This is a genomic window from Thermoplasmata archaeon, from assembly GCA_036395115.1.
GTDB lineage: Archaea > Thermoplasmatota > Thermoplasmata > RBG-16-68-12 > RBG-16-68-12 > RBG-16-68-12.
The window spans coordinates 36,680-51,783 of the sequence record DASWDU010000022.1 but is presented as its reverse complement, the minus strand read 5'-3'; the positions used below and the strand labels follow the sequence as shown (position 1 = coordinate 51,783).

The 15,104-nt window shown below is 65.0% G+C and carries 16 protein-coding genes; 9 read left to right on the top strand and 7 right to left on the bottom strand.

Annotation, left to right across the window (positions count from 1 at the left end; translation table 11 throughout):
* Nucleotides 1–10 precede the first annotated feature (10 nt).
* The 4 genes from VF992_05135 to VF992_05120 all read right to left on the bottom strand — a co-directional run bounded on the left by VF992_05135 (nucleotide 11) and on the right by VF992_05120 (nucleotide 4,849).
* A complete protein-coding gene (locus tag VF992_05135; GenBank protein HEX9340539.1) occupies nucleotides 11–2,593 on the bottom strand; it encodes a GMC family oxidoreductase in 2,583 nt (860 codons plus the stop codon).
* Nucleotides 2,584–3,273: a hypothetical protein gene (locus VF992_05130; GenBank protein ID HEX9340538.1), complete on the bottom strand. Its 690-nt coding sequence runs from the start codon at nucleotides 3,271–3,273 to the stop codon at nucleotides 2,584–2,586. Before VF992_05130 ends, VF992_05135 begins: the two co-directional genes overlap by 10 nt.
* 252 nt (nucleotides 3,274–3,525) lie before the next feature.
* Nucleotides 3,526–3,984 (bottom strand): peptidylprolyl isomerase, encoded by a 459-nt coding sequence (locus VF992_05125; GenBank protein ID HEX9340537.1) that lies wholly within the window; start codon nucleotides 3,982–3,984, stop codon nucleotides 3,526–3,528.
* A gap of 106 nt (nucleotides 3,985–4,090) precedes the next feature.
* A complete protein-coding gene (locus VF992_05120; protein ID HEX9340536.1) occupies nucleotides 4,091–4,849 on the bottom strand; it encodes an SDR family NAD(P)-dependent oxidoreductase in 759 nt (252 codons plus the stop codon).
* Between the two features lie 180 nt (nucleotides 4,850–5,029).
* Between VF992_05120 and VF992_05115 the strand changes: the two genes are divergently transcribed.
* Nucleotides 5,030–5,836, top strand: coding sequence for a class I SAM-dependent methyltransferase (locus VF992_05115; protein ID HEX9340535.1), 807 nt, complete (start codon nucleotides 5,030–5,032; stop codon nucleotides 5,834–5,836).
* Between the two features lie 36 nt (nucleotides 5,837–5,872).
* On the opposite strand, the gene VF992_05110 is transcribed toward VF992_05115, so the two are convergent.
* Entirely contained in the window at nucleotides 5,873–6,691 is an 819-nt protein-coding gene (locus VF992_05110) for a hypothetical protein (protein HEX9340534.1), read from the bottom strand.
* A 197-nt stretch (nucleotides 6,692–6,888) separates the two neighbouring features.
* Between VF992_05110 and VF992_05105 the strand changes: the two genes are divergently transcribed.
* From VF992_05105 to VF992_05085, 5 genes are read left to right on the top strand one after another with little or no spacing between them, the layout of a single operon-like run.
* Nucleotides 6,889–7,860, top strand: coding sequence for an ABC transporter ATP-binding protein (locus VF992_05105; protein HEX9340533.1), 972 nt, complete (start codon nucleotides 6,889–6,891; stop codon nucleotides 7,858–7,860).
* The gene (locus VF992_05100) at nucleotides 7,857–8,654 is read left to right on the top strand and encodes an ABC transporter permease (protein ID HEX9340532.1); all 798 of its coding nucleotides are present in this window, start codon (nucleotides 7,857–7,859) and stop codon (nucleotides 8,652–8,654) included. Before VF992_05105 ends, VF992_05100 begins: the two co-directional genes overlap by 4 nt.
* Nucleotides 8,651–9,127 carry a PadR family transcriptional regulator gene (locus tag VF992_05095; protein HEX9340531.1) on the top strand — a complete coding sequence of 159 codons (477 nt, stop codon included), beginning with the start codon at nucleotides 8,651–8,653 and terminating at the stop codon, nucleotides 9,125–9,127. Before VF992_05100 ends, VF992_05095 begins: the two co-directional genes overlap by 4 nt.
* A gap of 8 nt (nucleotides 9,128–9,135) precedes the next feature.
* The gene (locus tag VF992_05090) at nucleotides 9,136–10,125 is read left to right on the top strand and encodes an ATP-binding cassette domain-containing protein (GenBank protein HEX9340530.1); all 990 of its coding nucleotides are present in this window, start codon (nucleotides 9,136–9,138) and stop codon (nucleotides 10,123–10,125) included.
* Nucleotides 10,122–10,958: an ABC transporter permease gene (locus VF992_05085; GenBank protein HEX9340529.1), complete on the top strand. Its 837-nt coding sequence runs from the start codon at nucleotides 10,122–10,124 to the stop codon at nucleotides 10,956–10,958. Before VF992_05090 ends, VF992_05085 begins: the two co-directional genes overlap by 4 nt.
* A 24-nt stretch (nucleotides 10,959–10,982) precedes the next feature.
* On the opposite strand, the gene VF992_05080 is transcribed toward VF992_05085, so the two are convergent.
* The gene (locus tag VF992_05080; protein ID HEX9340528.1) at nucleotides 10,983–11,549 is read right to left on the bottom strand and encodes a DUF5655 domain-containing protein; all 567 of its coding nucleotides are present in this window, start codon (nucleotides 11,547–11,549) and stop codon (nucleotides 10,983–10,985) included.
* Between the two features lie 502 nt (nucleotides 11,550–12,051).
* Nucleotides 12,052–13,293: an amidohydrolase family protein gene (locus tag VF992_05075; protein ID HEX9340527.1), complete on the bottom strand. Its 1,242-nt coding sequence runs from the start codon at nucleotides 13,291–13,293 to the stop codon at nucleotides 12,052–12,054.
* A gap of 126 nt (nucleotides 13,294–13,419) precedes the next feature.
* On the opposite strand from VF992_05075, the gene VF992_05070 reads away from it, so the two are divergent.
* The 3 genes from VF992_05070 (at nucleotide 13,420) to VF992_05060 (ending at nucleotide 15,000) form a co-directional block, all read left to right on the top strand.
* On the top strand, nucleotides 13,420–13,911 hold the full coding sequence (locus VF992_05070; protein HEX9340526.1) for a hypothetical protein: 492 nt from the start codon (nucleotides 13,420–13,422) through the stop codon (nucleotides 13,909–13,911).
* Between the two features lie 33 nt (nucleotides 13,912–13,944).
* On the top strand, nucleotides 13,945–14,583 hold the full coding sequence (locus VF992_05065) for a TMEM175 family protein (protein ID HEX9340525.1): 639 nt from the start codon (nucleotides 13,945–13,947) through the stop codon (nucleotides 14,581–14,583).
* A gap of 72 nt (nucleotides 14,584–14,655) precedes the next feature.
* Nucleotides 14,656–15,000, top strand: a complete 345-nt coding sequence (locus tag VF992_05060) for a VOC family protein (GenBank protein HEX9340524.1) — start codon at nucleotides 14,656–14,658, stop codon at nucleotides 14,998–15,000.
* The last annotated feature ends 104 nt before the right edge of the window (nucleotides 15,001–15,104 follow it).

Below are 15,104 nucleotides of genomic sequence, written 5' to 3'. Positions count from 1 at the left end.
TCGCTGCGCATCAATCGCTATACTCCCGGAACGCGGAGGCGCTGCCGATTCTCTTGAGGACGTACGGAATCGTTACGGTCGACTGGGACCGGTCGATTCGGAGGAAGTCTAAACCATCGGGGAGCCAGCGAAAGAGGCCGTCCCTAGGGGATACGTAGCGGCCGACCATGAGGTCCCGATTCACCTCTCGGATCTCGTCGTGGAATGCACCGGTGATGTCTTGCATCTCGAGGTGATCCTCCGCCTCGTTCACCACCGCGGTCCCGGCCAAGGTCCGGTTGAACACGTAGTCGTTTTTGAGGGTCGGGCCATCGAAGTAATATCGGAAACGGAAGAGCGGATCCGTCCAGGCGGAGTCGGATACCAACTGCCCGTCCCACACTCCGACCATCGTCTCGAGGTTCGGCTTGGTCATCCGGTCGTAGAGCATGGCGTGGTCCTCCGTCGTCATGAACTCAAGCGGATACCGGCGGGCCATGCAGAACGTCAAGACTTCCTGGCCTCGCTTCGGCTCGATCAGGAAGGCCTTTCCCAGGAGGATGTCTTGGTTCACGACCTTGAGCACGTCGTGGAACAAGGAGTAGGGAGCATCCGGATAATCGAGCCGGATGGCTTTGCCGAACTCCGGCGTCTCCCAATCGATCGCCCGATTCCGAGCGTACACGGGAAACAGGTAGGGATGCGTCGTCCCCTCGACCCCGGTCGGCCCCCGTCCGAATCGCTTCCAGAAGCCTCCGAAGTAGTGCGTGAGGGTGCTCGCGACGTCCCCGTCGCGGGGGAAGATTCCCTTCCAATGAGAATTGTTCCCGATCATCAGTGTGTGCGGGTCGAAGGACCAGTTCGTCGAGTCTGCGATCTCGCTCGAGCTATTCGGAAGCACCTCGGTCCCCAGTTTAGGCTCCAGTGTGTCGAACAGCTGCGAGAGGTTGGCCCGGTCGCAATACATCGGCTGCGTGAGCGAGCCCGTGCGGCCGAGACTCTCGCTGACGGTCAGCCTGGCATAGTCCGTGCTCCAATCCAGGAGGATCCGTGCACTTGTCATCGACGCGATGGCCATCACCGTGATTTGCGGGTTCACGCCAACGGAGGTCGGGAAGACGCTCGCATCGCACACGAAGAGGTTCTGAAACCCGTGGACGCGGCACCGGGAGTCGACGACCGAATCGCGTGGATCGCTTCCGATTCGGTTCCCGGATTGAGGATGAGCGGAACCGAGGAGGAGGTGGTCGGAGGCGCCGCGGATCAAGTCCGTGAGCTTCGGCAGGTCGGCCTCCCGCTCGACGACGGTCAGGTCTCGATGCGGGGTGATGACTCGCTTGGCGCCAAGGGCGAACCACATCTTGCCGATGAGCGAGATCCCCAACGCAGTGACGTCCCGCTCCCGGTCGCTGAGGCGATACTGCACGCTCGCCCGATCCGTGGACGTCAGGGACACGCGGCCGTTGTTCGCGTCTCGGATGAGGACCCCGGCCATGGCGAGGTTGTTGAGCCGCTGGAGCAGTTTGCGGTGTTCCCCCACGCCGGCGGGGATTGCCATGGAGAGCTGAACGAGCGGGAGAAAGATGCCTTCGATCAGAAACTCCCCATCGTGGAAGTTGTACGAATCCCTGGCGGCCTCCGAAGTCCGCGTGACCCCGAAGTCGTGAATCGTGTAGGCCATCGGAATGCCCTGATTCCCTTTGATCTCATAGTCGAAGTCGCCAATGAGGAACGGGGCTGGGTGGAGACAGAGACCGCGGCCCGCCGTTTCTTGCGCGATGCCGTTCTGTAACAGCAGCTTGCTCGAGGCGATCGCCCCGGCGCTCACAATCGTGAGCTTCGCGTTCACCCGGATCCGATACCGTGGATTTCCGTCGATGTCCCGAAACTCGCCTTCGACGCCTTCGACCACGCCGTCCTCGTGTACAATCCGATTCGCGTAGCAGTTGCAGTAGACGCGGATTGGGTCGTCGGGCCGTTGAAGGGCGTCGTGCAGGTACGTGACCAGGACGTTCCGCTTGGTTTCGTAGTGACAGCCGAGATGGCAGAATCCGCACTGCATACAGTTCACGCAATTCCGGCGGTTCTTCCGATGATCATTCAATCCGATCGCCTTCGCCCCTTGGCGGACCATGCGATTGTTGCGGTTCAGCTCCTCCTCGGACACGTCCGTCACCTGAAGGATGCGGTTCACCCGTGCCGTGTGGTCGCTCCATTCCCGGTCCGTGAAGTCGACGCCGAGGGACCGCCACTCGGAGATGACCCGCAGGGGTGGGTCGAAGCAAACCGCGTCGTTGATGATGGTCGAGCCGCCGAGACATGACCCCTGGGCGATCGGGATTCGGAAGTTGTCGTCGAAGTTGAAGCCGCCGTTCTTCCAGAGCAGGGGCATCATGTCGACATCCCTCTGGTTCATGTCCGGTCCTTCGTAGTACCCTCCGCGCTCGAGGAGCACGACACTTCGGCCCCCTTCCACGAGCTCTTTCGCGAGGACAGCTCCCGCCGCGCCGGAGCCGATGATGCAGACGTCCGCGGTGTCGACGACGTCTCCCGAGACGACCTCATACCGCTCGTTCCGCCGGGGCACGTCGTCGACGCCGAAAATTACGCCCATCGAAATCCCTCCCGACGCGACCACTGAATCGCGTCTGCGTGTGCTTCACGACGCGGTATGTGCGGGACCTGTGGGCCGTCATACCCGATTGCGCCCAGCCGGCGCTCCTCCATGTCGCGATTGACGACGCCATCGAGCAGGGCCATGAGATGGTTGAAGTTCGCGAGGTTGTCGTCGAACGCCTCCGTCGACTGGCGCAACCGGTCCTGCATGTCGGTTGGGAAGTTTGGGTTCTGAAGGACGTCGAGATTCCAGCGATGCTCGATTCCCATCGTCGCGCCCGCCTCCCGCAAGTACGCGAGCAGGCGACGCGCATTGCCTGCGTATGGGTCGATGGCGTCGGGATGCGGTTTCTCATCGCCGAGTTTGATGTGATACTCGATTTCCTTTCCGGTCTTGCATACGGAGGTCCTGAGCGTTTCCTTTCCGTGCGCGTCCCTCATGATGAGGTAAACGTCCGGAGATCCCTCCAGGACCGCGAGGAATCCCGCGAACTTCGAACTGTCGAAGTCGATTCGGAAGGTTCCGCGTTCGTCGCTCGTGGCCTCGCCGAGGAAATCGTCCGGATTGATGAGTGGGTCGCTGTCATACGCCGCCACGGTCGCACCTTTGAGTGGCTCCCGTCCAGCCGTGATGATCTTGCCGTGAAGTGTGAACGCGGACGAGGTCTCCTCCCCCATTGCGCGACCGGACTAGTTGGCGGCGACTTCGTCGAGACCGAGCCGGTGCAGAATCTCCTCTACCCCGGGGGCGTGAACACATGTCATAGATGATAGAACTTTCGGAGGTATGTCACGCAGTTGGACGCGGTTCGGCGGACCGAAAGCGATCGGCTCTCGGGTAATGGCTGGCGTTTCACGCTCAGTCGTAGCTCATTCCGCCGCCCAAGAGTCGCCTTGTCTCTCGACGGCAAGAGTCCGAAGAGACCCAACCTACGGTAGAACGCTCGCCTTCCGGATCGTGACCTTCGTCCGGGGCCGGTCCTGGTCGTCCGTCGGCGCTCGGCTCATCGCGTCGACGACCTCCATCCCGTCCACGACCCGGCCGAACGCGGGATGCTTCCGGTCCAGCCGCGCGTTGTCGACGACGTTGATGAAGAACTGGCTCCCGCCCGTGTTCGGTCCTGCGTTCGCCATGGAGATCGTCCCTCGCGCGTTCCGGTTGTCTGAGGGGAGCTCGTCTTTGATCGTATAGCCGGGTCCGCCATGTCCGGTGCCCTCGGGGTCGCCGCCTTGGATCATGAAGCTCTTGATCACGCGATGGAAAATCGTGCCGTCGTAGAAGTGCGTCTCGACGAGCTTGCGAAAATTCCCTGTCGTGATCGGCATGCGATCATCGAAGAGCTCGATCTTCACGTCGCCCATCGTCGTCTGCAAGAGGACGGTCGTCATGGTGCCCGCCATCCGTCCTACCTATGTAAAGCCGTGTCGATGCGACACAGGAACTTTCAAACGAAGGAACGGGCAAATCGGGCGCCAGTGGCTGGTCCACGCGCGACTACACCATGACCGCACCACCGGTCACGTCCAAGACGACGCCGGTGATCCACGTCGATTCGTCGGAGGCGAGGAACAGCGCCGCGCGCGCGACGTCCTCGGGCGTGCCAAGACGTCGGACTGGGTGCGTCTCGATGAGTGCCTCCTGTTGCGCCTTGGTGATCCACTCCTTGTTGCGTTCCGTGAGGATCGTCTCGGGGGCGATGCAGTTCGCCCGGATGCCGTACGGGCCGATTTGAGCGGCGAGGTCCTGCGTGAGGATTTCGATGCCCGCCTTCGCGGCGGCGTATGGGATGGGGGACCGGGGATGGGGTCGGCGGCCCGCGGAGGAGGAGATCGTGATGATGTTTCCGCGCTTCCGTTCCTTCATGCCGGGCAGGATGCTCTTGATCGTCAGGAACGTCGCGGTGAGGTTGCCGTCGACCGGCGCGTGCCACCCTTCCTCGGGCGTGTCTTCGAGCGGCCCGGGTGGCGTGAGGCTGCCCCCCGCGTTCGCGACCAGGATGTCGATGGGCCCAAGCTCTCGTTCGATCTGGTGACGCATCGCCTCGATCTCGGCGAAGTTGGTCGTCTCCGCCACGACTCGAATCACGCGTCCGCCCGCGCGCTCGATCTCCGCCTGCACCGCGGACAGGGCTGCCACATCTCTGCCGTGCACCGCGACGCTTGCGCCTCTCTCGGCGAAGAGCTTGGCGATCGCCGCACCGATGCCGCGCGAACTGCCTGTGACCAACGCCACCTTGCCGTCGAGGGCGCTCATACGACCACTCATGAAGGCGACTAGGCCCCGGAGGTTCATCTCGCCTCGGGCCTCTGAGCCTCGAAATCAGAGCCTCTTTATAAAACGCCCGCCCGGTCCGGTGCGACCAGCTGGCTTGGGGCCATTCGCAAACGGCGCCCGAAGCGTTATCCGCCTCAATGCGCTGCCGCGGGCGAAACCATGACGTCCGATCCCTTCGAAGCGTTCAAGATGGCCCAACGCGAGGTGTGGAAATCGTTCGCGCCGCTCGCTCAGATGACGACGCCGACCGCGGCGAAGCTCGTGCACTTCGCCGACGTCCGGCCGGGACAGAAGGTGCTCGACGTCGGATGCGGGACCGGCGTCGTCGCGATCACGGCGCGGCGCGTGGGCGCCGTCGTCACGGGCCTCGACCTGACGCCGGAACTCCTCGCGGTCGCGAAGGAGAACGCGGCGATTTCCGAAGTCGACGACATCGCGTGGAAGGAGGGCGACGTGGAGAGCCTGCCCTTCCGAGACGGCGAGTTCGACGTCGTGCTGAGCCAGTTCGCGCACATCTTCGCCCCTCGTCCCGAAGTTGCGGTCAAGGAAATGCTCCGCGTGCTGAAGCGGGGCGGCACGATCGCCTTCCACACGTGGCCTCCGGAATTGATGTTCGGTCGGGTGTTCGCGCTCGTCGCGCAGTACATGCCTCCGCCCCCGGACCCGAAGCCCGCTCCCGCGAGCCAGTGGGGCGATCCGAACGTCGTGCTCCAGAGGCTCGGGAGTGCCGTCCGCGACGTGACGTTCGACCGCGGGGTGCAAACCGCGCCGGCCCTGAGCCCCCAGCACTATCGGCGGATGATGGAGCAGACCGGTGGACCGATGGTCCGGGTCATACAGACCTTGAAGGACGATCCCACGCGCCTGGCCGCCTTCCGTCGCGAGTACGACGGGATCGTGGCCCAGTACTTCGACCGGAACGTCGTGCACCAAGACTTCCTGATGACGCGCGCGATTAGGGCCTAGCGATCGCTCGTTTATCGGGAAGCTGCCGACCCGGATTCATTTCCGCCGTATCCACCGGGGGACGCCACCGTGGCCGAACCATCCGTACAGTCCGAGCGGGAGGATACTCAACAGGAAAGCAAGGTATACCCACCCGGAGGGGCCGCTCCAATCGACTCCCCCGGAGTACCGACCGAGTGCGACGAGTTCCAAGATCGCGAAGACCGTGTAACCGCCACCCAGCGGCCGGATGCGGAGGAAGTCGTTCTCCCGGACCCCGTGGAACGCGGCGAAGCCAATCCCGACGAGCCACGCCCCGATCGCCCGTCCGGTCAACGCCGTCAGGGCCCACGGCCACATCCGGCCGACGTCGGTCGGCGCGGCGAGGAGGCCCAACCCGAAGGCGAGCATGCCGCCGCCTTGGGCGAGGACCACGATCCGCATCCACCTCGGAGGGGCGGGCCCGGCCGGCGGATCGACTCCCGGCGCGCGAAGTTGCAGCCAGCCGACGAGGAGCATGGCGATTGGCACGCCTGTGTAGATCGCGAGCCAGAACCACGCCGCGCCTTGGGCGCTCGGGACCGAGCTGGAGCTGGAGAAGTGGAAGCGGTCGAAGTGGACGAGGGTGACGACGAGGGTGAGTGTCGTAAAGAGCCAGATCGCCGGGACCGCGACGCGCGCGTGCGACCAGGTCTTCTGGCGTGCGGCGATGACCTCGACAGGTACGGCGGCCCAGTACGCCGCACCGAGGAACGCCGCGGTGATGGGCGGCGAGACGGTCCAAGCGAAATAGGTGGCCGTCTGCTCCGAGAACACCGTCAGTTGGAAACCCGCGAGGAAGACGAGGGCGCTCGCCGCGTACAAGAGCCAACGCATCGATTTGATCAAGGGGCGAACGCCCGGAGACGGACCTGGATCCAACATGTCTCGAGGCCTAACGCGGGGAACGACTCAGACCATAAGAAGCATGCTGGATGGCCGGCCCTCGTTCTACGGTACGTGTCGGCATGTGAACCCGTGTTCTCGCAACCACCTCGAAGAGTTTAAGTATATCGCGATATATCGCGATTCCCATGCAATCCTCCCGCGCACGATCGAGCACGCGCGATTTCCCGGTCCAGCTCGAAAGGCTCGGCAAGGAGTACGGTCACTTCACCGCGCTGAAATCACTCGACCTCACGGTCCCGGAGGGCACGTCCCTGGGCTTCCTCGGGCCGAACGGTGCGGGGAAGTCCACGACGATCAAGATCATGACGAACCTGATTCGACCGTCCCGAGGCCGTGCCGCGTTGTTCGGCATCGATGTCCGGAAGGAGCCGACCCGCGCGCTCGCACGGATCGGCGCGGTCATCGAGACCCCGGAGTTCTACGGCTACCTCTCGCCGCTCGAGACCCTCGCATACGCAGGACGCCTCCGCGGCATGTCGTCCAAGGAGATCGAATCGCGCAGCGAAGACGTCCTGAAAGGCGTCAAGTTGAGCGACTGGGCCGACCACCGGATCCAGGAGTTCTCGAAGGGAATGAAACAGCGCCTCGCGATCGCCCAGGCGCTCCTCAACGAACCCGCCCTCCTCATCCTCGACGAGCCCACGTCGGGCTTGGATCCGAGGGGCATGGCGGAGGTCCGCGACGTGATCCAATCGCTGAAAGGCGAGGGCCGGACGATCTTCATGAGCTCCCACCTCCTCGGCGAGGTCCAGGAGGTCTGCGACGATGTCGCGCTCCTGAACCATGGGGAGCTTCTGATCCACGGTTCCGTGCGCGACCTTTCCCGGGGGTCCGACACCTCCACGTTCCAGACGAGCTTCCTCCGTCCGCCGACGCCGGAAGATCTCGAAGCCCTCGCATCAGTCCCCGGAATTGTGGAGATCAAGAACGAGGGTGACTCGACGATCGACCTCCGAATCTCGGGCGGTGAAGAAGGGCAGGCGCGAGTGCTCGAAGCGATGGTGACCCGCGGCCTGAAAGTCATCACGTATCGGCCGCTCGGCTCATCGCTCGAACAGCTCTACCTCGACCGCATCCAGGAGTCGGATCGCCTATGACGACGACGCCGTTCGGTCAGGTCGTCACCGTCGCGAGCTACGAGATTCGCAAGTACATCCGGGGCCGCCGCCTCCTCGGCATGCTGATCCTCGTGGGGCTGATCATCGGCCTCTTCCTCGGCCTCCCGCCGGGCTTGGGGATCCCGTACGCGTCGACCCCGAACGCGTTCGTCTCGACGTTCGCGACGTTCAGCGGTTTGCTCGTGGTCCTCAGCGGGGTCCTCTTCGCGGCCGACGCGCTCGTCTCAGAGCACGAAAAGCGGACGGGCTACTTCCTGTTCCCGAACCCGGTCCGCCGGGAGGTCCTCGTCGTCGGGAAGATTGCCGCCAGTCTGATCGTTTCCGCCGCCGTCCTCACCGTGTACTACGGCGCCGCGGCGATCGCGGCCCTCGCGATCACGGGCTCCCTGACGTGGGACGTCGGGCTCTCCTACCTCTACGCGCTCGCGTACATGACCGCGGTCGTCGGGGTCGCCTATCTCCTCTCGGCGTTGTTGAAGAGCACGGTCGCGGCGACGGTCCTGACGTTCTTCCTGTTCACGCTGATCTTCGGCATCGTCGGGGCGATCCTCCCGGTCGCGAAGATCGACCCCTGGTTCATCCCGACGTCGGCTTCGGGGATCATCACGAACGCGCTCGGTGGCACAGGGGTGCGACCGGGACCCGGAGGAGGCCAGGAGGGTGTCGGGTTCGTGCCGGATCCCGCGACCTCCGTCCTCGTCTTCGCGGCGTACGCCATCGTCTGCGGCGTGCTCGCGATCCTCTGGTTCCGGCGACGGGAGCTCTCCTCGTGAGCTCCCCCGAGAAGTTCGGCGGGTTCTTCCATTTCTTCGGCAAGGGCGACTTCAAAGAGCTCGTCCTCCGGCTGCTCGAGGAACGCCCGATGCACGGGTACGAGATCATCAAGGCGATCGAGGAACGATACCACGGGTTCTACAAGCCGAGCGCGGGTGCGATCTATCCGGCGCTGAGGGCGCTTTCGCGCAAGGGGTATCTCTCCGTGAGCGGCGAGGAGCGGCGCAAGACGTACCGCATCACCCGCGAAGGCAAGGCGTATCTGCGGAGTCGTCGGAAGGAGATCGAGGCGCGCTTCCGCGCCTTCGAGTCCGCGGTCGGGCCGGAGCGGGCCGCGCTGTTCCGAGAGTTCCGAGCGACGGGCAAGCTCCTCCGGGCGAACATGAGCGACGTGACCCCGAAACAGGCGGAGGAGCTCCGCCGGATGGTCGTCGAGATGCGCGAGAAGGCGCTGCGGATCCTCTCGAAGTGAGGATGGGAATGGCCATGGTCAACAACGCGATCGTCACGGAAAATCTGACGAAGGTGTACGGAAAGCTGACGGCCGTCGACCACGTCACCCTGAACGTCGCCTCGGGGACGGTCTTCGGACTCCTCGGCCCGAACGGGGCCGGCAAGACGACGATGATCAAGCTGCTCACGGGCCTGACCGACATGACGGAGGGCGATGCGTCCGTCGCAGGTTTCGACGTCCGCCGGGATCCGATGCACGTCAAGCAGCGGATTGGCTGGGTCGCGTCCGAGGTCATCCTCGACGACGACTTCACGGCGTGGGAGAACCTCTGGTTGCAGGCGAAGCTCCAGAGCCTTCCAGAGTGGAAGGACCGGGCGGAGAACCTGCTGAAGTACTTCGGCCTCCTCGATCGTCGGAAGGATCGCGTGAAGACCTTCTCGACGGGGATGCGAAAGAAGCTCGAGATCGCCCTGGCGCTGCTCCATCAACCCGAGGTCGTGTTCATGGACGAGCCGACGATCGGCCTCGACGCGAACACGCGACACATGCTCTGGGACTTGATCACGGGCGTGAACCGGGAGTTCGGGATCACGGTGCTGCTGACGAGCCACTACATCGAGGAGGCGGACGCACTCTGCGAGCAGATCTCGATCATCGACCATGGGAAGTTCGTCGCCTCGGGGAGCCCGACGGACCTCAAGGCCAGGGTCAAGTCGGACTTCGTCGAGCTCGAGACAAGCGAGGAGGTCGATGAAGCGAGGTTGCGCGCGATCCCCGGCGTCTCCGACGTCCGCACCCAGGGGAAGACGTGGATCCTACGCGTGTCCGCGGCGGAAGAGGTCCTCCCCCATCTCTTCTCGACGCTGAAGACGGACGAGATCCGGCGGATCAATGTGGAGAAGCCGAGCCTCGAGACGGTCTTCCTGGACATCACGGGCAAGCGGATCGACCAACCGGGGTCCGATGTGCCCGACTACCGCAAATTCTACGCGCAGATGAGGAGGGCTCGACGATGAGCACGGAAACGACCCATGCACGGGTATCGCGGCGGGAGTTCGTGTCCGAACGACCGCGGGTGAGCCAGCGGAGCCAGTTCGTCGGGCTGTACGCTCGTGAGCTCCTTCGGACCTTCCGGAATCCGTGGGTGCTCGTCATCACGTTCGTCCAACCGTTCATGTGGCTCGCGTTCTTCGGGAGCAGTTTCAGTGGGGCCTCGCCCGCCCTGGTGCAAACGATCTTCCACACGGACAGTTACATCGCCTTCCTGCTCCCCGGGGTCCTGTCGACGTCGATGCTGACCGTTGGCATGTTCGGATCGATGAGCACGATTCAGGACAAACGCTTCGGATTCATGAAACGCATCCTGCTGACGCCTACGAGCAAGGCGACCGTGTACTGGTCCAAGGTCCTCGGGTCGACGAGCCGCGGGCTCATTCAGATCCCCGTGATGATCGTGGCCGCCCTCGTGTTCGGCGTGCGCTTCGCGGGGGATCCCCTCATGTGGCTCGGATGGATCCTTGGGATCTTCTTCCTCGGGCTCGGCATGTCGTGCTTCTTCCTCGCCGTGACCGCGTCGAGCACGGACTGGCAGACGCCCGGCGTGATTTCCAACTTCATCACGATGCCGCTCATGTTCGCGAGCGGCGCGCTCCTCCCGCTCGCCAACTTCCCCGCGTGGATGCAGGCGATCGCGAGCGTCAACCCGGTCTCGTTCTCCGCGCTCCTGGGTCGCGGGATCGTCGTCTTCGGGACCGTGGAGTGGTCGTATCTCGGATACCTCGCCCTCTTCGCGACGGGCATGCTCGTTTCGGGAACCGCGATCGCCAGTCGCTACCTGAAGGCGGAGTGAATCATCTTCTTCCGAATCAACCTCTCAGGCGTTCTCGCGGTACGCTCGCTGTAGCCAACGCACCACTTCGGCGTCGACCTCTTTCGCGGACCGGAGGCCGATGTGGACGGGCATCGTCTCGTGGATCCTCGATGGTTGCAGGCGTCCGCCAGGCTTCACCCGCTCGGTGCGCAACGCAAGATCGACCCGGTCCTTCGTCGTGGCCTGGATGCGCGCGAACGTCCGGCGGGGCGAGACGAGCGAGACGAACGTCTTGCGGGCCTGGATCGTGACGTCCCCGAGGCCTGCAGCCGCGTCGATGACGGCATCGTAGATGGGCCTCAGCTGCGGCCGATCCGCATACTGCCCGTCGATGAGTTCGTCCGCCGTCGCAGTGAGGAAGTCCGGGTAACCGAACCGTTCCATCACCAGGAGCGTCTGGGCGTATCCCGTCACCCCGTGTTCCGTCAACCACGTGCGAAGTCCCTCTTCGTCCTCGAAACCCTCCTTCTGGACGCGCCGATTCCAAGCCGCCACGCCCTCTCCCGTCCGTTCTTCGAGGAGGCGGGCGGACATCGTCCGCATATCCTCCCAGTCGCGAATCTTCGCCATGCGCGATCACGCTCGACGGGTCACACGTCGCTCGGAGCCAAGAAAGTTATCCTCCGCCGATCCCGGAACCGCACGGCGCTCGCTGCAGGCGTCGGGGGCCCCTCCGTCGGTTTCCCGAGCGACAACTCGAAAAGAGTCCCTCCCCCCGGTTCCTCCACTGCTGATGGTCGGACCTGGCCCCTTGCTCGTGCCGACCCGTAGATGGGGGCGCGTCGCAACGTCCCCGCTGACGCACCCCCTTGTCCCCGATCGCGGTGCGTCGTCCAGGGTACCCTAATCCAATCGGAACGTTCTCGAAGACGGCATGTCCTCGGTGCGGCTTCCCCAATGCGATTCTCGTTCAGGACCGGTGGTACTGCACAAATCTGCAACATCCCGCACGGCAAGGAAAGTGCGACGGAATTCGTCGTCCGACAATCGTACCGGCCGTAAACGGCAGGGCCGTGCCGTGAGGTTTCCGTGCGGCAACCTTCTGCAATTGGGTACCCTAGCGGCGAGGCGGCTAGACTGCCACCGACGATCCGCGGGGGCGAGCCTGAGGCTCCCAGAGCCACGCGACTTTCCACACCCGCCACAGGGCTGTCGGGTCGGCGAGCGGGTCACCGTGGACGAGGAAGAAGTCGGCGGGTCCGCCCTCGACGATCCGGCCGGCATCGGCCTCTCCGAGGAGTTCCCCGCCCCGCAACGTCGCGGAGGCGAGCGCCTCCCACGGCTTCAGGCCGGCCTCGACGAGCGCCTCGACCTCCCATGCGAGGTGGTTCGCCCGCAACGATCCGCCGCCGAAGTCTGTCCCTGTCGCGATCCTCACGCCGGCGTGGTGGGCGAGCCGGACGCTCTCGATCGCCCGCTCTCGGCGGCGCGCCGTACGTTCCTTCCCCTCGTCGCCTACGAATCGCGCCAATGTCGTCGTATGGGCGAATGACGCCCACGACCGGAAGATCGCCAGCGTGCTGACGAGGAACGTCCCCTGGCGGACCATCTGCGCGGCGGCGTCGGAGTCGAGTTCGAAGCCGTGCTCGAGGCAGTCCACCCCGGCGTCGATTCCGACGCGAGCGCCGGCGAGGAGGCCGGAGTGCGCGGTGACCTTCGCCCCGCGGCCGTGCGCGAGGTCGACGACGGCCCGCACGGTCTCCGTCGACCAAGGGGCCTCCTCCTTCTTCGGTCCGTCGAGGTAGAGCTTCAAGAGGTCCGCGCCGTCGTCGAGCTGTTTGGCGGCCGCCGCGAGGAGTGCCGGGCCGTCGTCCGCATCGATCGTGAGGCCTGGGGGGAGGACGCCGCCGTGCGCGATCCACGTTCCGGCGACGCGGAGCCGCGGCCGCGACAGATCGTCGCGCCATCGCTCGCGGACGCGGAGCGCGAGCGCCCGCATCCTCCCGTCGCGCGGGTCGACAGCCGCCGGCGACCCGACGTCGCGTGCCCAGCGGACTCCCGCGCGTCCGAGGAGATCCCCGTTGTGTTCCGCGACGTCGAGCAACTCCTCTGCGGGGTCGAATCCGCGGTCGATCCAATGCGAGCCGCCGGGGAGGGTGACGTGGCTGTGGGCATCGACCATCCCCGGGACGATCGTCGCTCCGCCCGCGTCGACGACGTGGACATCGGGAGGGAGTTCGCCCTCGTCGGATGTCGGCCGGATCGAACGGACGCGGCCTTGCTCGACCAGGACGCTCACGCCGTTCGTGAGCGAGGGTCCGCTGCCGTCCGCGAGCGCGGCGTCCCGATAGAGTGTGGGCTGGCCTTCGATCATCGCGGCACCGGATGCATCGCCTCACTTAAGGGATGCGCGAGAGTTCGTGGAACGGATCGGAATCCACCGCGGCAAGACTTATCTCGCATATCTGCGTCCCGGGATTCGAGACGAAGGGAGGCCATCATGGCGCCGGGTCGCAGGAGTGGATGGGGACCGGAGTACCGCATCACCGCGACGTTCCGCGTGCCGCTCGATTTCGCGTTCGCCTGGTGTACGGACTACACGCCCGCGGACGCAGCCCTCGAAGGCGAGGCATACCAGCGGAAAATCATCGAGCGGTCGGCGCGGCGCGTCGTGTTCGAGGACCTCGAGGAGATGCCCGACGGCTGGTTCTGGGGGCGGGACGTCGTCACCCTGCGTCCTCCGAACCGTTGGCATATGGACGGCGTCGGCAATCGCCGCGACGTCACGGCTGACTACGTGCTGACATCGCTCCCGGACGGCCGGACGCAGCTCGAGCTTCGCTGGAGGCGGCGGCCCACAATGCCCGGCACGAAGGAACTCACCAAGGCGCAGCGCGAGGCGTCCGCGCGGGTTGCGTGGAAGCGCTTCGGCGCGGCGATGGAGCGCGATTATCGGCACAGCCGGTCCTCCGGAACTCGACGAAAGAAGTGAGCGGCTCCATCGGACACGGGGAGAGCACCAAGCATGGAGTCGGGAACGCGCACCGTCGTCGGGATGCCGCCGGGCCGCCTCCTCACGTTGGCGGATGGCATCTTCGCGATCGCGATGACGCTCCTCGTGCTGGATCTGCGGCTGCCCGACGGGAGCAACGCGGATCTCGCGACGCAGCTGGTCGGGCTGCGCTCCGCCTTCCTTACGTTCGTCATCAGCTTCGTCGTCCTCGGGGTCTTCTGGTTCGCGCATCACCAGACGTTCCACTTCCTCGTCCGGGTGAACCGCACGCTGGTCTGGCTCAGCATCGGGTTCTTCCTGGGGGTCGCCCTGATCCCATTCGTCGCGTCCGTCCTCGGCGCACACCCGGACGACCCGATTGCCCTCACCTTGTACGACGGGGCCATCGGCCTCCTGACCGTCCTCGGGTACGTGACCTGGTGGTACATGACCGGGGACCGCGGGCTCGTGGTCGAGGGGATGGACCCGGGCCTGGTCCGCAAGGTCCAACACTGGATCGCCGTCGGGCCCGTGATCGCCCTCGTCGCGATCGCCCTCGCGTTCGTGAGTCCCCCGGCCTCGTTGCGCATCTACGTGGCCCTGCCGGTCCTGTTCATCGCCTTCAATCCGGTCGACGCGTACCTCGAGCGGCTCCGACAGGACGAGCGGTAGCCTCGATCGGGAGCGAAGTCGTTTGTTGCGGTCCTCCCGCGGTCTCATGCGTCACGGCGGATTCCCGCGCCCATGCTCAGGTTCGAGACGGTCGCGCTCGTCGTGCGCGATGAGGGAAAGGCGACGAAGTTCTGGAAGGACAAGATCGGTTTCCGCGTCGTGACCTCGTTCCCCCATTGGGTCACCGTGGCGCCCCGCGGCGCGAATGTCCGGCTGCATCTGTGCCCCGACTCCCGCCCGGAGAAGGGGAACACGGGATACCTCTTCTCCACGAAGGACGCGAAGCAGGAGGAGGCGGCGCTCCGGAAGAAGGGCGTCAAGATCACCAAGCCGGTCAAGAAAGAGGAGTGGGGCACGATCTTCTGGTTCGCAGACCCCGACGGGAACGAGTTCCAAGTGATGGAAGGAGACGTCTAATTCGCGGTGGGTTCCGCCGGACCGACCGCTTCGGGCAGCCACGCCACGCGCCACGCTCGCCACAGCGCCGTCGGATCCGTGAGCGGGTCGCCGTGGACGACGGG